This window comes from Bradyrhizobium sp. AUGA SZCCT0182, from assembly GCF_018130185.1.
In the GTDB taxonomy this organism is placed as follows: domain Bacteria; phylum Pseudomonadota; class Alphaproteobacteria; order Rhizobiales; family Xanthobacteraceae; genus Bradyrhizobium.
Window position 1 is genome coordinate 20,263 of record NZ_JAFCLY010000029.1, and the last position, 17,407, is coordinate 37,669.

The 17,407-nt window shown below is 64.5% G+C and carries 19 protein-coding genes and 1 pseudogene; 11 read left to right on the forward strand and 9 right to left on the reverse strand.

Going from position 1 to position 17,407, the window contains the following annotated elements; translation table 11 throughout:
- Window positions 1-309: 309 nt before the first annotated feature.
- Window positions 310-477 (forward strand): hypothetical protein, encoded by a 168-nt coding sequence (locus JQ611_RS26795; protein ID WP_192733686.1) that lies wholly within the window; start codon window positions 310-312, stop codon window positions 475-477.
- 27 nt (window positions 478-504) lie between these two features.
- On the opposite strand, the gene JQ611_RS26800 is transcribed toward JQ611_RS26795, so the two are convergent.
- Together JQ611_RS26800 and JQ611_RS26805 are read right to left on the reverse strand one after the other, a co-directional pair.
- The gene (locus JQ611_RS26800) at window positions 505-1,578 is read right to left on the reverse strand and encodes a nitronate monooxygenase family protein (RefSeq protein ID WP_212467092.1); all 1,074 of its coding nucleotides are present in this window, start codon (window positions 1,576-1,578) and stop codon (window positions 505-507) included.
- Between the two features lie 27 nt (window positions 1,579-1,605).
- Complete coding sequence (locus JQ611_RS26805) at window positions 1,606-2,589, reverse strand: nitronate monooxygenase family protein (RefSeq protein WP_212467093.1); 984 nt, start codon at window positions 2,587-2,589, stop codon at window positions 1,606-1,608.
- Window positions 2,590-2,694: 105 nt separating this feature from the next.
- Between JQ611_RS26805 and JQ611_RS26810 the strand changes: the two genes are divergently transcribed.
- The 3 genes and pseudogenes from JQ611_RS26810 (at window position 2,695) to JQ611_RS42565 (ending at window position 4,392) form a co-directional block, all read left to right on the forward strand.
- Window positions 2,695-3,576 carry a LysR family transcriptional regulator gene (locus JQ611_RS26810; RefSeq protein WP_212467094.1) on the forward strand — a complete coding sequence of 294 codons (882 nt, stop codon included), beginning with the start codon at window positions 2,695-2,697 and terminating at the stop codon, window positions 3,574-3,576.
- A 166-nt stretch (window positions 3,577-3,742) separates the two neighbouring features.
- Window positions 3,743-4,231: pseudogene (locus JQ611_RS43100) on the forward strand (hypothetical protein); the annotation flags it as partial.
- The gene (locus tag JQ611_RS42565; protein ID WP_409411303.1) at window positions 4,144-4,392 is read left to right on the forward strand and encodes a DUF1963 domain-containing protein; all 249 of its coding nucleotides are present in this window, start codon (window positions 4,144-4,146) and stop codon (window positions 4,390-4,392) included. The pseudogene JQ611_RS43100 and the gene JQ611_RS42565, both read left to right, overlap by 88 nt.
- 63 nt (window positions 4,393-4,455) lie before the next feature.
- Here JQ611_RS42565 and JQ611_RS26825 read toward each other — a convergent pair whose 3' ends face one another.
- Window positions 4,456-4,680 (reverse strand): hypothetical protein, encoded by a 225-nt coding sequence (locus JQ611_RS26825; RefSeq protein ID WP_212467097.1) that lies wholly within the window; start codon window positions 4,678-4,680, stop codon window positions 4,456-4,458.
- 206 nt (window positions 4,681-4,886) lie between these two features.
- Here JQ611_RS26825 and JQ611_RS26830 point away from each other — a divergent pair, with 206 nt between their 5' ends.
- From JQ611_RS26830 to JQ611_RS26840, 3 genes are all read left to right on the forward strand, one after another.
- Window positions 4,887-5,822, forward strand: coding sequence for a cyclase family protein (locus JQ611_RS26830; RefSeq protein ID WP_212266299.1), 936 nt, complete (start codon window positions 4,887-4,889; stop codon window positions 5,820-5,822).
- A gap of 91 nt (window positions 5,823-5,913) precedes the next feature.
- Window positions 5,914-6,396, forward strand: coding sequence for a Holliday junction resolvase RuvX (ruvX, locus tag JQ611_RS26835; RefSeq protein ID WP_212388199.1), 483 nt, complete (start codon window positions 5,914-5,916; stop codon window positions 6,394-6,396).
- Between the two features lie 2 nt (window positions 6,397-6,398).
- Complete coding sequence (locus JQ611_RS26840) at window positions 6,399-7,322, forward strand: AEC family transporter (RefSeq protein WP_212266295.1); 924 nt, start codon at window positions 6,399-6,401, stop codon at window positions 7,320-7,322.
- Window positions 7,323-7,324: 2 nt separating this feature from the next.
- On the opposite strand, the gene JQ611_RS26845 is transcribed toward JQ611_RS26840, so the two are convergent.
- From JQ611_RS26845 to JQ611_RS26860, 4 genes are read right to left on the reverse strand one after another with little or no spacing between them, the layout of a single operon-like run.
- Window positions 7,325-8,098 carry a type II CAAX prenyl endopeptidase Rce1 family protein gene (locus JQ611_RS26845; RefSeq protein WP_212467098.1) on the reverse strand — a complete coding sequence of 258 codons (774 nt, stop codon included), beginning with the start codon at window positions 8,096-8,098 and terminating at the stop codon, window positions 7,325-7,327.
- 54 nt (window positions 8,099-8,152) lie between these two features.
- Window positions 8,153-8,923: a CPBP family intramembrane glutamic endopeptidase gene (locus JQ611_RS26850; protein ID WP_212467099.1), complete on the reverse strand. Its 771-nt coding sequence runs from the start codon at window positions 8,921-8,923 to the stop codon at window positions 8,153-8,155.
- Between the two features lie 10 nt (window positions 8,924-8,933).
- Window positions 8,934-10,577, reverse strand: coding sequence for an isovaleryl-CoA dehydrogenase (locus JQ611_RS26855; RefSeq protein ID WP_212467100.1), 1,644 nt, complete (start codon window positions 10,575-10,577; stop codon window positions 8,934-8,936).
- A gap of 19 nt (window positions 10,578-10,596) precedes the next feature.
- On the reverse strand, window positions 10,597-11,361 hold the full coding sequence (locus JQ611_RS26860; RefSeq protein ID WP_212266288.1) for a M15 family metallopeptidase: 765 nt from the start codon (window positions 11,359-11,361) through the stop codon (window positions 10,597-10,599).
- Between the two features lie 141 nt (window positions 11,362-11,502).
- On the opposite strand from JQ611_RS26860, the gene JQ611_RS26865 reads away from it, so the two are divergent.
- The 3 genes from JQ611_RS26865 (at window position 11,503) to plsY (ending at window position 14,442) form a co-directional block, all read left to right on the forward strand.
- Complete coding sequence (locus tag JQ611_RS26865; protein WP_192733697.1) at window positions 11,503-12,456, forward strand: aspartate carbamoyltransferase catalytic subunit; 954 nt, start codon at window positions 11,503-11,505, stop codon at window positions 12,454-12,456.
- Window position 12,457: 1 nt separating this feature from the next.
- Window positions 12,458-13,759, forward strand: coding sequence for a dihydroorotase (locus tag JQ611_RS26870; RefSeq protein ID WP_212034943.1), 1,302 nt, complete (start codon window positions 12,458-12,460; stop codon window positions 13,757-13,759).
- Window positions 13,760-13,848: 89 nt separating this feature from the next.
- Window positions 13,849-14,442 carry a glycerol-3-phosphate 1-O-acyltransferase PlsY gene (gene plsY / locus JQ611_RS26875; protein WP_212266286.1) on the forward strand — a complete coding sequence of 198 codons (594 nt, stop codon included), beginning with the start codon at window positions 13,849-13,851 and terminating at the stop codon, window positions 14,440-14,442.
- A gap of 2 nt (window positions 14,443-14,444) precedes the next feature.
- Here plsY and JQ611_RS26880 read toward each other — a convergent pair whose 3' ends face one another.
- A complete protein-coding gene (locus JQ611_RS26880; protein ID WP_212266284.1) occupies window positions 14,445-15,686 on the reverse strand; it encodes an amidase in 1,242 nt (413 codons plus the stop codon).
- Window positions 15,687-15,815: 129 nt separating this feature from the next.
- Between JQ611_RS26880 and dprA the strand changes: the two genes are divergently transcribed.
- Window positions 15,816-16,934 carry a DNA-processing protein DprA gene (gene dprA / locus JQ611_RS26885; RefSeq protein ID WP_212467101.1) on the forward strand — a complete coding sequence of 373 codons (1,119 nt, stop codon included), beginning with the start codon at window positions 15,816-15,818 and terminating at the stop codon, window positions 16,932-16,934.
- On the opposite strand, the gene JQ611_RS26890 is transcribed toward dprA, so the two are convergent.
- Window positions 16,931-17,329 carry a helix-turn-helix domain-containing protein gene (locus tag JQ611_RS26890; protein ID WP_212266280.1) on the reverse strand — a complete coding sequence of 133 codons (399 nt, stop codon included), beginning with the start codon at window positions 17,327-17,329 and terminating at the stop codon, window positions 16,931-16,933. The two genes, dprA and JQ611_RS26890, sit on opposite strands and share 4 nt — an antisense overlap.
- Between the last annotated feature and the right edge of the window lie 78 nt (window positions 17,330-17,407).

Genomic DNA, 17,407 nt, shown 5'->3' on the forward strand with positions numbered 1-17,407 from the left:
TTGGGGCCAAAATACCGCCAAACGGGGCTCAAAGGCCGCATCAAAGTGCCGCCGTTGCGGCCCGCGCCGGGAGTCCGGGGTTTCGACAGGGAAAAGCCGCCGACGAAACCAATTTGGCGGGCTGACGCAGTCGTTTTGAAACAGTCGCGGCGTGTACTCGGCCATCACTCTGGAGGCCGTGCGATGTGGACAACGGAACACGACGGTGTAACGGAAAGTTGGGATCCTGCTCTGTGGTCGATCGGTGGCGTGCTTGGCGTCGCGATCCTATATCTGGCGTGTCTAGCCTGACGAACGTGAGGCAACGCCATGTCCAAAGCGAAAGAGCTTCAGGAAAAAGCCGAGATGTTCGAGCGGCGCGCAGAAAGCGCCACCGATCCCATCTCGCAACGTCACTACAAAGAGATGGCCGCGCATTATCGATCGCTCGCCGTCGAGCACCTGGACGTCGTCAAACGCGACGAGCCGGCGCATTAGCACAACGACCCCGGCAGCCGCCGGACGCTAAGCCAGCGAACTCAGCCTAGCCAACGCCGCGCCCGCCAGCGCCCGCGTCAGTTCTGCGGCCGGCATCTCGCGGCCCATCCGCACCGCCTGCCCGGCCCAGAGATTGGTGAAATCGACCTTGCCGAGCTTTTCGGCGGCCGCCTTCAGCGGACCGAGTGCGGTTGCGGCGTGCGGAAAATCAGGCGCATCCGGCGAAATCGGTCCGACCTCGCGCATCACGCGGTTGGCGACGCCGCGCGCGGGCCGTCCGGTCATGACGTTGGTAATGACGGTGGCATCATCACTCGCCTGGGCAAGCGCTACCCGCGCCGGCGCGGACACCTTCGATTCCGGGCAGCGCAGATAGGCCGTGCCGATCTGCACGCCCGCAGCTCCGAGCGCAAAGGCCGCCGCGATCCCGCGCCCGTCGGCAATGCCGCCGGCCGCAATGACAGGCACCTTCACGGCGTCGACGACCTGCGGCACCAGCGCGAAGATGCCGGGCTGCTGGGCGATATTCTCGGTCAGGAACATGCCGCGATGGCCGCCGGCTTCGGCGCCTTGCGCAATGATGACGTCGGCGCCGTGCTCCTCGAGCCATATCGCCTCTTTTACGATCGTGGCTGACGACATCACGATGGCGCCCGCCGCCTTGACGCGTTTCACCAGTGCGGCATCCGGCAGGCCGAAATGGAAGCTGACCACTTGCGGCTTCATCTCCTCAACCAGCGCGCACATCGCCTCGTCGAACGGCGCGCGGTTCGCGGCAGTGACAGGCGTTGCGGGATCGAGGCTCAACTCCTTGTAATAGGATGCGAGCCGCGCCTTCCATCCGGCTTCGCGCGCGGGATCGGCCGCGACCGGCGCGTGGCAGAAAAAGTTCAAGTTGAGCGGCGTGGAGACGCGCTGGCGCACGATGCTGATCTGTTCGCGCGCCTTTTCCGCCGTGATCATCGCGCATGGCAGCGAACCCAGCGCGCCACCCTGGGCCGCCGCGATCGCCAGTTCCTGATCCATCACGCCGGCCATTGGCGCCAGCACGATCGGAAATTCGGTCTTGAAGAGATCGAGAAGTCGGCGGTCTGGCCACATGGGGTCTGCTCGCTTGAATGAGTTGAATCAGGCTCTTGTTGCTGCGGAAGAGTTGCGCCGTCCAGCCAGGAGCTGATCGGCCTCCGTGGCGATCCTGTCAACGATCACTGCCGCCGACGGAATATCATGGATCAGGCCGACGGCCTCACCTGCGATGACAGCGGCGACATCATAATTTCCGGCGGCTCTCGCGGCGGCATATTCGGCTGCGACCGCGGTGACGTTTTGCATCAGTTCGACCTCGCGCCCGATCCAGCGGCGCGCGTGGTCATTGATCAGGCAGCGGCCGTTGAACGGCGCCGGCCAGACATTGTTCCGGGAGATATCGAAGATGATGCTCCTGATGCTGCTGCCGCTGGTCGCGTTGCAGATACGCTTTTTGGCTTCATCGGCGCCGTCGCATTCCTGGCTGGCGTAAAAGCGCGTGCCGAGCAGCACGCCGGACGCCCCCAGCATCATCATCGCCGCCAGCCCGCGGCCGTCACCGATGCCGCCCGCCGCCGCAACCGGCACCCGGCCCGCCACGAGATCGACAATCGCCGGCACGATGTCGATGGTGGTGCGGGAGGCACCGTGTCCGCCGGCCTCGCTGCCTTGCGCGATCAGCAGGTCGGCACCGGCGTCAAGCGCCTGCCGCGCCATGCCCTCGTCCTGCACCTGGCAGATCAGCAGCGCGCCGCTGGATTTGATCTTGGTCGCAAAGGGTTTTGGATCGCCGAACGAGAGCATGATGGCGCGCGGCCGTGCCGCGAGCGCGATGTCCATCAGCTCCGGCCGTTTGGCGAGACTCCAGGTGATGAAGCCGATGCCAAAGGGAGCGGATACGCCTCTGAGCTTGGCGGTCTCCTGCTCCAGCCAGGCCTTATCGCCATAGCCACCACCCAAAATGCCAAAACCACCGGCGGCGCTGACTGCCGCCGTCAGTCGTGCGCCGGCGATCACGTCCATTGGCGCCGACAGGACCGGATGCGTGATGCCCAGGAGAGCCGTCAATGGCGTGCTGATCGACATGTCCAAACCCTTCTATCTGGACAGACACGATAGGCCGACATATCATTCTCATAAAATGAATACTATAGAACGCTGCCATCGCTATAATGAAACGGAGACCGGTCCATGGAATTGAGCGATCTCGTGACGTTTTCGACGGTGGCGCGCCTCGGCGGCATCACCCGCGCCGCGGACGAACTCAACACCGTGCAATCCAACGTCACCCAGCGCGTCAAAGCGCTGGAGACCGAGATCGGCACCGCACTGTTCGAGCGGCATAGCCGCGGCATGACATTGACCGGCGCCGGCCGCCGCTTGCTTCCGTATGCGCAGCGGATGGCGGCGTTGTCGCGCGAAGCCGTGCTGGCCGCGCGCGACGATGGCGAGCCCAAGGGGCCGTTGTCGATCGGCTCGATGGAGACCACCGCTGCGGTACGGCTGCCTTCCCTGCTCGCCGAATTCCACCGCCGCTTTCCAGCGGTGCGCTTGAGCCTGCGCACCTCGCCGACCGCAGACCTTGTCGCGGCCGTGCTTGACGGATGGCTCGACGGCGCATTTGTGGCCGGTCCGATCGACCACGCCGAACTCAGTTCGACAATCGCTTTCAGGGAAGAACTCGTGCTGGTGACGTCGAGGCGCTGGGCAAATCTGGCCGCCTTGCGCGCGGGCACGCCAGAATCAGGGCCGACCGCCCTGGTATTCCGCACCGGCTGCAGCTATCGGCAGCGGCTCGAACAGGTGTTTTCCGAGTTTGGCTGGCCGTCTTCGGCGCGGTTCGAACTCGGCACGCTAGACGGCATGATCGGCTGCGTCGCCGCTGACATGGGCGTGACGCTGCTGCCCCGTGCCGTTGTCGGAAAGAACGAGACCGTCAACGTCCACAAGCTGAAGGCCGCTCAGTCTGGTGTCGACACCCTCTTCATCCAGCGCCGCAGCGCACATCAATATAGCGCGCTGCAAGGCTTTACCGCCTGCCTGAACAATAGCGGCGAGGTCATCGCCGCCTGAGATTTCAGCGCCGCAGCCCGCCTCCGCCCCTGACCGCCCCGACCAACCCTAACGGCCAAGCGCGCCGCCCTGCCGAAATCGGGTCAGATCGAACCAAGTACGCGGATCTGTCGTCTACCGTTTCACGAAATCTCGTGAGACATCTGGGGAGCCGGCGCCGCTCCGGTTCATCGCGCAGGTCGACTTGGCCGAAGTCCGGCTTACGGGCCCCGTCGATCCGGACATCCCGCGCGAGGGACGGCTTTTCTTTTTCTATGACACCGACCATCGGCCCGCGGGCGATAAACCGGGAGATATCACGGGTGCGCGGCTGATCTACGATTTGACTCCGGTCGATTCGTTAAAGCGAGCAAGCCCGCCGGCCGAATTATGGGCTCACAAGCAGACCGCCGGCTTCCGGCCGCAGCGGTGCGCGCTTCATGCCGGCATGTGGCCTCCCTATTTCGGCTCGCCCGAATGGAATGCCTGCGAGATCAAAGCCAGGGCGGAGAAGACCGTGCAAGCCTGGTGGTACGAGGTCACCCGCAACGGTCATGATCACCGCTTCGGTGGGCACATCCGCTCCAGATTCAGGGCAACATGCAGACCGAATGCGCGCTCGTCAGCAAGGGGCTCGACCCCAGCGCGTGGAATTCGAAGGCGGCCGAGCGGTTGAAATCCGACGCGGCGAATTGGTTGCTGCTGCTGCAAATCGCATCCGACGATCGTGCCGGCATGATGTGGGGTGATGTGGGCAACCTCTATGTTTGGATCCATCGGGACGCCTTGCGCGCTCGGCGCTTTGAAGAGGCACGGGTGATCATGCAATGCTACTGATGCCAGACTCTTTGGAGCAGCGGCCATTCAACCGCGCCGGAATTGCGACATGACGCGGGCGGCCTATGCCATCAGCGGCGGCCTGACGCTCCAGCGCCGCAGCGCAACAACGGCCCAGACTGCCTCGACCAGCCCGAATGGCCAGGCGCCCTGTAGAAATCCGTAAATTGAACCCAGCGCGCAGGCTGCCGCAAAGGGCAGAATAAACCAGCGGCGGTGGTCTTCCAGCGCGTAGCGGATGAGCATCGCGGTCACCGCGAGCAAGCCGAACAATTGCAGTGCATCCATCGCGTTGCCTCGTCGCGCGCGACGTTCCGCTGTGCGAAATATCGGCGCCACATTTCTGTAACAAAGAAGATTTGCGCTGCACGACCGGCTCGCGGCCTTCCATCGCAATAGCCGCATCAAAAAATTTTTGGATCGTCGCACACTACTACGTTAGTATGAGGCGCTGACTACCAAGAACCATAACGTCAACTCTGGGAGGATCTGCGATGCGCCACGCGTTCGTGCTGTGCTGTTCGGCTGCCCTGTTGGGAACGGTTGGAACGGCAAGCGCTCAAGACTGGACGAAATCGAAATGGGGACCGAACGACGAGATCGGCGCCGCCAACTATATGACCCCGGAGCTCGTTGTGAAGGCGGCCGGCCTCGTCAAGACCGGCAAGACCTACGCGCTCGGCTTCCCGGTCGACTCCAAGATGCCCGCCTACCCTCCGCGCGCCTTCAAGATCACCGTCGTCCAGCCCGGTCAGGCCGGCATTCCCGGCCTTGGGCCGAGCAAGACCACCTATAACGACGACATCATCGAAGGCTGGGTCGGCGTCGGCAGCCAGATGGACGGCCTCGGCCATATCGGCGTGGAGCACGTCTATTATAACGGCAACAAGCTGCTCGACTTCGCCGATCCCACCGGCCTGAAGAAACTCGGCATCGAGAAAGTGCCACCGATGGTGACCCGCGGTGTGCTGCTCGACATGGCCGCTCACTACGGTACGGATGTGGTCAAAGAAGGCACCGCCTTCAACGTCAAGGAGATCGAGGAAGTCGCTAAGAAACAAGGCGTGGAAATCCGCCAGGGCGACGTCGTCCTCTTTCACACCGGTTGGGCTAGTCTGATCGGCAAGGACGACAAGCGCTTCAACTCAGGTGAGCCTGGCCTTGGCGTCGAAGGCGCCAAATATCTCACCGGCAAGGGCGTGGTTGCCGTAGGCGCCGATACCTGGGGGTTGGAAGTGATACCGTTTGAATCGAAGAACGTGTTCGAGGTGCACCAGATCCTGCTGCCAATGAACGGAACCTACATTCTCGAAGTCATCAATACTGCCGAACTCGCAGCCGACAAGGCCTATGAGTTCCTGTTCGTGCTCGGCCAGCCGCGCTTCAAGGGCGGCGTGCAGAGCATGATCAACCCGGTCGCGATTCGCTAAGACGATCTCGACGGATGGCGTGGCGTTCCCGCATGGACGCCACGCCGCATCCGGCTTTGCATGTCAGACTAGCTGCGTGTTATGCGGGTCCATGCCCGCCCTCATCCTCCCTCTGATCGAAGCGGTCACGCATTGGCCCGAGCGCGGTGCGCTGGTCGGCCTCGATCTCGGCACCAAGACCATCGGCGTCGCGGTTTCCAACGCCGATCGCAGGCTGGCGACCGGCGTTGAGACCCTCCACCGCAAAGCCTTCAAGGCCGACGCGGCGCGGCTGCTTTCCATTGCCGGCGAGCGCAACGCGGTCGGTTTCGTGCTCGGCCTGCCCATCAACATGGATGGCAGCGAAGGTCCGCGCGCGCAATCGACCCGCGCCTTTGCGCGCAATTTTTCCAAACTCACAGATCTGGCGATCGGCCTGTGGGACGAACGGCTCTCAACATCGGCCGTCGAGCGCGAACTGATCGGGATGGACGTCAGCCGGGCCCGCCGCGCCGAAGTGATCGACGAGCATGCCGCGATCTTCATCCTGCAAGGCGCGCTGGACCGGCTCGCCACACTGCGCGGCGAGCGCTGAAGATGGCAGTGGTGGTCGCGGCGCTGCTGCCGGTGTTCTTGCTGATCGTGCTCGGCTTCATACTGAAGCGGAGCTTGATGCGGCTGGAGACGCAGTGGCACGGGCTGGAGCGGCTGACCTATTACGTGCTGTTTCCGGTGCTCTTGATCCAGACGCTGGTGAGGGCCGACCTCAGCAAGGTCCCGGTCGCAGGCGTCGGCGGCGCGCTGCTGCTGTCGGCGCTGCTGATGTCGCTGCTGTGCCTGGCGCTGCGACCCCTGCTCGCCCGCGGCGCGGTCAACGGACCCGCCTTCACCTCGGTGTTCCAGGGCGCCATCCGCTGGCAGACCTATGTGGCGCTCGCCGTCTCGGGCAGCCTGTTCGGCGATGCCGGACTGGCGCTGGCCTCGGTCGCGATGGTCGCCATCATCCCCTTGGTCAACGTGTTCAGCGTCAGCGTGCTCGCGCGGTACGCCTCGACCGAAAAACAATCGGTCGGATCCATCGCCATGACGGTCGTGCGCAATCCCCTGATCTGGGCCTGCGCGATCGGGCTCCTGATCAACGTCACCCACCTCCCCCTGCCAAAGCTCTGGCATGACGTCGCCGACGCGCTCGGCCGCTCCTCGCTGGCGATCGGCCTGCTGGTGACCGGCGCCGGCCTGCATCTCGAAGGCCTGTTCCGCCCGAGCCTTGCCGCTTCGGTTGCGGTGTTCCTCAAGCTGGTGCTGATGCCGGTGATCGCCGTCGCGCTGGCGCTGTGGTTCGGGCTGTCAGGCTCGAACCTGGCGATCGTGACCGCGTGCGCGGCGGTGCCGGCCTCATCCAGCGCCTATGTGCTGGCCCGGCAGATGGGCGGCGATGCGCCTTTGCTGGCGCAGATCATCACGCTGCAGACCATTCTGGCGGCGATCACGATGCCGATCGCGATCGCATTGGTCGGGTGAGATCAGAAGTACGCAAGTTTCAGGGCAGTATGGGCTATGACCGCGAGGTTGAAAAAGCCGTGAGTTATCACGGTGAGCCAGGTCGAGCCGCTGCGGCGTCGCAGATGCCCGAAGATCAGCCCGACGAGGAATATCTGGCAGACATAGTACCAATCATACTGCTGGTGGATCAGGGCCCACAGCGCCGATGACAGCACGATGGCGCCGACCGGACCGAGAAAGGATTGCGACCAGCCGCGATACAGAAGTCCGCGCACCACGAACTCTTCCGTCACGGGTGCGCCGACACACAAACCGATCAACAACAGCCACATCAGCCCGTCGTCCTGCGCGGAGCGATAACTGTCGATCACGAAAGCGGGCGTCGGCTGTCCCATCAGAAACGAAAGCAGGAGCCATGCGAGCAGGAACGCGAAGGTTATTGCGAGGCCGTAAACGAGTTCGCCGCGGTTCGGCCAGTTCAGCGCCAGATATTCCGTGAAGCCCCGCCTCGCGATCCGGATCGCGGCCCAGAGCACAGCCAGGACGACGGGACATGCGGCGATCGTGCCCGCGCCGATGGCGCCACCCCGAAACATCAACTCGGTGAGCTGTGCATCGGTCATGGAGGGATCGGCGGTCTGGACCAGCACCAGGAAGCCCACAATCAAATGCGCGAGATTGAACGCAATATAGGCAAGCAACGCGATGACCGCCGAACCCAGGAAATACCAGGTACGGGGCTGACGTGGCAGAACAGGCAAAGCGGGCGGCGCGGAAATCTCGAGCGATGACATGGGAACCTCCGCGCCTTTGTCGCGAAGGCGCGGCGTCAGGTTCGAGATCGGCAGCTATTGCCCGGCGAGCCAGAAGGTTTGAATTGTCGCCGCCGTGTTGTTGAGAGCGTGGATCACGATCGTCAGCCAGGTCGAACCACTGCGGTAGCGGAGATAGCCGAGCAACAGTCCAATGGTGAACACCTCACCGAAGAAGAACCAGCTGTACTGCAGGTGCATCGATGTCCAAACCAGCGACGACAGGAAGATGGCGCCGGGCACCCCGAGGCGCGATTCCGACCAGCCGCGGTAGAGAAAACCGCGCGCCATAATTTCCTCCGAGATCGGTGCAGCGACGCAGAACGCGATCACGAGCAGCCATAGCGCGCCGTCGGCCTGCGCCGATTTCAGCACATCGCCCATGAAGCCCGGCGTCACTTCGCGCCCGAGCGCACGCGACAGCAAATCCCAGCCGCCGACCAGGACGGCCAGTGAGACGGCGCCGATCAGGAAATTCTGCCACGTGGTCCAGCGCAGCGCGAGATAGTCAACAAATGGCGTGCGCGAGGCGCGCGTCGCGACCCAGGCTGCGAGCAGCACCGCAGGCATTCCCATGATCACGGACAGCGAGATCGTCAGCCCGGCGCCGACGACATGGATCGCTGCTGCGAGATCCCACGAACCTTGCCGCAACACGAAGTAAACGATGACCACAGCCTGGCCGACAAACATTCCGGCAAAGATGAACAGCCCCCACAGCGCCGTGCCCCAGAACTTCCAGATCCGGGGCGGACGCAGGGCGGACGCGACGGGAGGGGGCGGTTGCGGGAGGCTGAGGGAATCCATCAACTGACTTTCAGGGCAGCGCCCGTTCCAGCAGACCAGCGACGTCGGCGCTGGCAAGATCGACCGCGCCGTACATGCTGGCGTGATTCCCGGCAAGGCGCGTGGCGGCAAACAGTTCCGCATGCCGTGGCGACACCGCATTGAGCGCCGCCGCGGCGGCGAGCAGCGCCAGTTTTTCGACCGCCAGCCGGGCCACCCGTTCGCTGTCGGGCCGGCGGAAAGCTTTGCCGATAAAACCGACCGCCTCGCCGGCCCCCGGCAGGCCCAGCGTTTCACCGGTGAGTTCGTGCAACACGGCGGATGCCGCCTCGGCCTCGCGCGACAGCGCCCGGAGCACGTCGAGGCACATCACATTGCCTGACCCTTCCCAGATCGCGTTGACCGGCGACTCCCGGTAATGCCGCGCCAAAATCCCCTCCTCGACGTAGCCGTTGCCGCCGAGGCATTCCATCGCCTCATAGAGAAAACCCGGTGCGCTCTTGCAGACCCAGTATTTGATCGCCGGCGTCAGCAGCCGCATATAGGCGGCCTCTTTGGCGTCTGACGGCGCCCGGTCGAACGCCCGGCACAGCCGCATGACCAGCGCGATCGAGGCTTCGACATGCAGCGCCATATCCGACAGCACCGCTTGCATCAGCGGCTGGTCGGCGAGATGCTTCTGAAACACGCTGCGGTGCCTTGCATGGTGCAGCGCATGCGCCAGGCCCGAGCGCATCAGGCCGGCGGAGGCAATCGCGCAATCCTGCCGCGTCAGCTGCACCATCTGGATGATGGTGCGGATGCCTTTGCCCTCGTCACCGATGCGCTCCGCATAGGCGCCTGTGAATTCCACTTCTGATGAAGCATTGGAGCGGTTGCCGAGCTTGTCCTTCAGCCGCTGGAAGCGGATCGCGTTGACGGACCCATCGGGCGCAAAGCGCGGCATGAAGAAACAGCTCAGGCCGTCGCCCGCCTGCGCCAGAACCAGGAACGCATCGCACATCGGGGCCGACATGAACCATTTGTGGCCGGTGATGCGATAGGCATCGCCGTCTCGCTCGGCGCGCGTCATGTTGGAGCGCACATCGGTGCCGCCCTGCTTCTCGGTCATGCCCATGCCGACCGTCATGCCGCCCTTGGTCCACCACGGCGCAAAGCCGGGATCATAGGTACGCGTCGCCAGCACCGGCATCACCTTCGCCAGCAGATCCGGCTGCTCGGCCAGCGCCGCCACCGAGGCGCGCGTCATGGTGATCGGACAGAGATGCCCGGTCTCGACCTGCGAGGCGATGTAGAATTGGGCGGCGCGCACGACTTCCGAAGCACCGCCTGCCGGCTTGCCGTCGGCGTTCCACGTCGAATTGTGCACGCCAGCATGGGCCGAGTGGGCCATCAGCTCGTGATAGGCCGGGTGAAACTCGACCTCGTCGCGGCGGTTGCCGCGGGAATCGAAGGTCCGCAGCTTCGGGGTGTTCTCATTGGCAGCACGGCCTCGCGCCGCCATTTCGGCCGAACCCCAGTGCTGGCCGAAGTCGGATAGTTCACGGCTCGCCTCGCCACCGCCATTGGCGGCTACCGCCTCGGCCAGCGGCCGGTCGGCCGCGAACAGGTCGACATCTTCGAACGGCGGCGACTGATTGAAGACCTCGTGGGTCGAAAATGATGCCTGGCTCATGGCGGGTCTTGCTCCGGGATCAATTCCGTCGCGCAATCGGGAAATCATAGGCCTGCCGGCCGACCCCCGGCAGCGAAAAGTGCCACCACTCCTTCGAATAGTTCACAAACCCTTGCCGGGCCATCGCGGCGACCAGCGCATTCCGCGATCGTCGTTGCGCCGGCGTGATCGAGGGGGCGGCGGTATGCGATTTGACGTCCGAGCAATCATAGCCGGTGCCCATATCGACGCTGCCTTCCGGCGCGCGCGCCTCTGCAGGCGCGGTGCAGTCGGCGTAAGCCTTGGTGGAATCGAACTTCGCGGAATTGTCGGCGGTCAGATCGACCAGGGTCAGATCGAGCGCGGCGCCGGTCGAATGTCCGGACCGGGTCGCGATATAGCCCAGGCGGAACAAATCGGCCTTACGGAAGGCCGGGTTATAGCGGCGTTCGGCAGGTGTCTCCTTGCCGTTCTTCGACCACGCCACCATGTCGGCGACCGCGCGTTCCGGCCGGTAGCAGTCGAACATTTTCAACGACAGCTTTTGCCTGGCGAGTTCCTGCTGGATGTTCTTCAGCGCCAGGCCGACCTCGCGCTTCACGACGCATTCGGCGCCGTCATACCCCCTCAGCGGCTTGCCGACAAAGTTGTTCGACGTGGCGTAGCGCATGTCCTGGATGATGCTGGGATCGATATCGCGCAGGTAGACGAAGCCGCCCGGCAAGGCCTGTGCTCGCACAGCCTGCGGGCTGGACAAGCCAAGACCGGTTAATGTGATCACTAAAATGGCCTGCCATTTCTGCATCGAACACCTTCCCCGCGCGCTGAACGCGGCCCAATTGCGGCAACCCTCTTTACCCTGCGCGGCGACAGACCGGGGGATAACTCGCAAGCCCCCTATTCGCACTTGCCCCGCATGGGAAGTCTGCCTATAGCTCTCGTTTTAATGACCCCTGCATCGAAATCGACCTTCGTCCTCGGTCACCGGCATCTGCTGGGAATCGAGGGGCTTTCCGCCGCCGATATTACCGGCCTGCTCGACCTTTCCGAGGAATATGTCGAGCTCAACCGCCAGGTAGACAAAAAGCGCACTTCGCTGCGCGGTCGCACCCAGGTGAACCTGTTCTTCGAGGCCTCGACCCGAACCCAATCCTCGTTCGAACTGGCCGGCAAACGGCTCGGCGCCGACGTCATGAACATGTCGGTGTCCTCGTCCTCGATCCGCAAGGGCGAGACGCTGATGGATACGGCCGTCACGCTCAATGCCATGCATCCGGACATCCTGGTGGTGCGCCACCACGCGTCAGGTGCGGTGGAACTTCTGGCGCGCAAGGTTGACGGTTCCGTGATCAACGCCGGCGACGGCAGCCACGAACATCCGACCCAGGCGCTGCTGGATGCGCTGACCATCCGCCGCAACAAAGGCCGGCTGGAAGGCCTCGTGATCGCGATCTGCGGCGACGTGATGCATTCCCGCGTCGCCCGCTCCAATATCCTGCTGCTCAACACCATGGGCGCCCGGGTGCGCGTGGTGGCGCCCTCCACGCTGTTGCCGCGCGGCATCGAGCGGATGGGCGTTGAGGTGGCGCGCGACATGCGCGAGGGCCTCAACGGCGCCGACATCGTCATGATGCTGCGGCTGCAGCGCGAGCGCATGAACGGCTCGTTCGTACCGTCGTCCGGCGAATATTTCCATTATTTCGGTCTCGACCAGAAGAAGCTCGCCTACGCAAAACCCGACGCGCTGGTGATGCACCCCGGTCCGATGAACCGCGGCGTCGAGATTGATTCATTCGTGGCGGACGGAGCGCAATCGCTGATCCGCGAACAGGTCGAAATGGGAGTGGCGGTGCGCATGGCGGTGCTGGAAGCACTCGCCCGTAACCTGCCGAACGCCTGACATGCTGACCGATCGCCGCCCCATCCTCCTGGCCAACGCCCGCGTCGTCGACCCCTCGCGCGACTTCGACGGCCCTGGTGACGTCCTGATCGCCGACGGCGTGATCCGCGACTCAAAGCGCGGCATCGGCGCTGCCGGCGTCCCCGAAGGCACCGACATCGTCAATTGCGCCGGCAAGGTCGTCGCCCCCGGGCTGATCGACATGCGCGCCTTTGTCGGCGAGCCCGGCGCCAGCCACCGCGAAACCTTTGCTTCCGCCAGCCAGGCGGCGGCCGCCGGCGGCATCACCACGATCATCTGCCAGCCGGACACCTCGCCGGTGATCGACAATTCGGCCACCGTCGACTTCGTGCTGCGCCGGGCGCGCGACACCGCGATCGTCAACATTCACCCGATGGCGGCGCTGACCAAGGGCATGGGCGGCGAGGAAATGACCGAGATCGGCCTCTTGAAGGCCGCCGGCGCCGTCGCCTTTACCGATGGCGCCCACAGCGTCACCAATGCGCAGGTGATGCGGCGCGCTCTGACCTATGCGCGCGATTTCGACGCGCTGATCGTGCACCACACCGAAGACCCCGACCTGGTCGGCGAAGGCGTGATGAACGAAGGCGAGTTCGCCGCACGGCTCGGCCTGGTCGGCATTCCCAATGCCGCCGAGGCGGTCATGCTGGAACGCGACATGCGCCTGGTGGCGCTGACCGGCGGGCGCTATCACGCGGCGTCACTGAGCTGCATCGAGTCGCTCGAAATCCTCAAGCGCGCGCGAGACGCGGGACTTGCAGTTTCGGCGTCGGTTTCGATCAACCACGTCACGCTGAACGAAAACGACATCGGACCCTACCGGACGTTCCTGAAACTGTCGCCGCCGCTGCGCACCGAGGACGACCGTCTGGCGCTGGTCGCGGCCGTGGCCTCCGGCCTGATCGACGTCGTGATGTCCGATCACAATCCGCAGGACGTCGAGGTGAAGCGGCTGCCGTTCGCGGAAGCCGCCGCCGGCGCGGTCGGGCTGCAGACCATGCTGCCGGCGGGCCTGCGGCTGATCCACAATGGCGAGATGGACTTCAAGACCCTGATCCGCGCGATGTCGACGCGCCCGGCCGAGATTTTGGGCCTCCCCGGCGGCTCGCTGCGCGCGGGTTCCCCTGCCGACGTCGTCGTGATCGATGCCGACGTACCCTGGGTGCTCGACCGCGACGACCTCAAATCGCAATGCAAAAATACGCCGTTCGACGAAGCCCGCTTCTCGGGCCGCGTCGTGCGTACTATCGTGGGCGGACGGACGGTCTATGAACATGTCTAATAGAGCGTTTTCAAGCAGTACCGGTTCGCGTCAAGAAAACGCGTCAAAAAAAGACGTGCGCGAAATACTCCGCGGCGGGAGCAACGCCGATGTCGTTTGAACCATTCCTCGTTGTTGCGTTTTTCGTGGGTTATTTCTTTGGCTCGATTCCATTCGGGCTGTTGCTGACCAAGTTCGCCGGCACCGAGGATCTGCGCTCGATCGGCTCCGGCAGTATCGGCGCCACCAACGTGCTTCGCACCGGCCGCAAGAGCCTCGCCGCCGGGACGCTGATCGGCGACGCGCTCAAGGGCACGCTCGCGGTCGTCGTCTGCGGCTATTATGGCGGCCCCAACGCCGCGATGCTGGCCGCATTCGGCGCCTTTCTGGGGCATCTCTATCCGGTCTGGCTCAAGTTCAAAGGCGGCAAAGGGGTCGCGACCTATATCGGCGTGCTGATCGGCCTGTTCTGGCCTGCGGCCGTCGTGTTCTGCGTGATGTGGATCGCGACCGCCATCACCACGCGCTACTCATCGCTGTCGGCATTGATCGCGGCCTTCGTGACGCCGCTGTTCCTGTGGTGGTTCCTCCACCCGGCGCTGGCTTCGCTGTTTGTGGTGATGACGCTATTGCTGTTCTACGCGCACCGCGAAAATATCAAGCGCTTGCAGACCGGAACTGAGAGCCGGATCGGCGCGAAATAATCCTACTTCTGCGCCAGCGCGTCCTCGACGAACCGCGCTGCCGCCAGCGCTTTCGCATCGTCGCCATAGCGCGCGATAACCTGCACGCCCACCGGCAATCCGCCGGCAGCGATATGCGCGGGAATGTTGACGCAGGGCGTTCCCATCAGCGTCCACAGCCGGTTGTAGCGGGCGTCGCCCGTCGAGCCCAATCCCGCCGGTGCTGCACCCGGGGCTGATATGGCCAGCAGCACGTCGACGTCTTCTAAAACTTTTGCCAGCGCGATTCTGGCCTGACGTGTAACTTGCATCGCCCCGTCATAGGCGGCAGGCAGCATGCCCTTGCTTTCGTCCAGCCGTCCACGCAGGTTCGGCGCGACAGCGTCGTAATGCACGCGGTATTCCCAGGCGAGCGCCTGATGCGCTTCGAATTCCTGCACCGTCGGATGCTCACGCCATGCTTCGGCTACGATCTCCGGCATCGCCAGCGTGCGCACGGATGCCCCTGCCCGTTCCGCAGCCTTGGCGGCGATCTGCAGTGCCTCGGCGCCTTCGGCCTCCGGTGCACCGGCAAAGTCCTGGGTCACGACGCCGATACGCGGCGTCGGCACTGACGCCTGCGGCAAAAATTCATCCCGGCCCGTCATCGCCGCAAGGCCGTGCGCAACGTCGCGAACACCGGCGGCGAACAAACCAACGGTGTCCAGCGTCCACGAATAACACTTCACGCCGACGGTCGGCAGCAGGCGGTAGGACGGCTTGATCGCGGCACAGCCGCAGAACGAGGCCGGCCGGATCACCGAGCCACCGGTCTGCGTGCCCAGCGCCAACGGGATCATGCCGGCCGCGACCGCCGCCGCCGAGCCTGCCGATGATCCACCCGGCGTGTGCGCCGTGTTGCGCGGGTTGAGCGTCGCGGTCGGATCTGACGATGCGAACGCCGTCGTCGTGGTCTTGCCGACGATGCTGGCCCCTGCCGCCTTCAGCGCCATCACGACAGCCGCATCTCCGCGCGATCGAAATCCCTTGTAGATCGATGAGCCCATCTCGGTCGGAAAATCAGCGGTATCCATGATGTCCTTGATGCCGACGGCGACGCCGCGCAACGGCCCGGCGTTCTCAGCGCGGATGTTCGGATCATGGCAGACGAAGGCGCCGATCGCTTTCTCCTGCGCGCCGATCGCCTCCAGCGACTGGGCAATCGCGGCATCCGCGGAAAGATCACCCTGCGCGATACGGCGTTGAAGGTCGGCGAGCGAGATCATGGACATTACTCCTGCGGCGGACCAACGGGTTTTACGGAGCCGACCGGAACGGGGCAACGCATCGGCGGGCATGGCAGCCGTGAGAACAGGTGTTGATTGCAATCTCCGGTTGGGCAAAGCTGCTCCGACATGCATGACCGTACGCCCAGCGCGCCCCACCTCACCGATTCCGAGCGGATCGACCGGTTGCGGCTCATTCGCTCCGACAATGTCGGCCCACGCACCTTCGCTTCCCTGCTCCGCCATTTCGGCAGCGCCCGCGCCGCGCTGGAGCGGCTGCCCGATCTGGCGCGGCGGGGCGGCGCGTCAGGACCGGGGCGCATCTGCAGCGAGGACGACGCGCGGGGTGAACTCGCGGCTGGCCGAAAGATCGGCATAGCTCTCGTCGCGCCCGGTGAAGCCGGCTACCCACCGCGGCTGGCCACGCTGGACGATGCGCCGCCGCTGCTTGGCGTCCGCGGCGCGCCCGAGGTGATGATGCGGCCGATGATCGCGATCGTCGGCTCGCGCAACGCCTCCGGCGCCGGATTGAAATTCGCAAGCCAGATCGCGCGCGACCTCGGCGAAGCCGGGTTTGTCGTTATCTCCGGCTTGGCGCGCGGCATCGACCAGGCCGCGCATCGGGCAACGGTTGCGAGCGGCACGGTTGCGGTGCTGGCCGGTGGCCATGACCGGATCTATCCGCCCGAGCATGAGGACCTGCTGGCCGCATTGCTCGAACAAGGCGGCGCGATTTCCGAAATGCCGCTTGGCCACGTGCCCCGCGCCCGCGATTTTCCGCGCCGCAATCGCCTGATCTCCGGCGCTTCGCTCGGCGTCGTCGTGGTCGAAGCCGCCCACCGCTCGGGATCGCTGATCACGGCTCGCATGGCCGCCGAACAGGGCCGCGAAGTGTTCGCGGTCCCCGGATCGCCGCTCGATCCCCGCGCCGCCGGCACCAACGATCTGATCAAGCAGGGGGCGACGCTGACCACGGAAGCGACCGACGTGATCAACGCGGTCGCGCCGATCATGGAGCGGCCGGTCGCAATTGAAGTGCGCGAGCCCGACGCCGAGCCGCTGGATTTCGACGCGGGCGCCAGCGAACGCAAGCGCATCATCGACCTGCTCGGACCAAGCCCGATCAGCCTCGACGATCTGATCCGGATGTCGGACGCCTCGCCCGCGATCGTCCGGTCCGTGCTGCTCGAGCTCGAGCTCGCCGGACGGCTGGAGCGCCACGGCGGCGGACTGGTTTCGCTGATCTAGTTGGAATTTTTCCCGTCGAACTTGGCGCGCGCGCTTTCGATCTCGACCCGGTGATCAAAAGCCCATTTGCCGAGCGCCTCGACCGGCTTCGACAGCCCGCGGCCGAGATCGGTCAATTCATAATCAACGCGCGGCGGAATCGTCGGGAAGACGGTTCGCGTGACGAGGCCGTCCCGCTCCAGGCCGCGCAGCGTCAACGTCAGCATGCGTTGCGAGATGCCCCCCACCATGCGCTTGAGTTCGTTGAAGCGCAGCGGCCCGCCACCGAGCATCATGATGACGAACACGCTCCATTTGTCGCCGACCCGCGCCAGGATCGAGGCCACGCCACGGCAGTCGCTGCTCTCGTGAGCGCTGGGCGGCAGGACAGGCACATTGATGTGCTCGGGTCTCATGGATGTGCTCGGGTTTCAAAAATGTGCGTTCTTGCGGGGTTCTAGGACAGTCACTCATATAGCGCTAGTTACAAATCA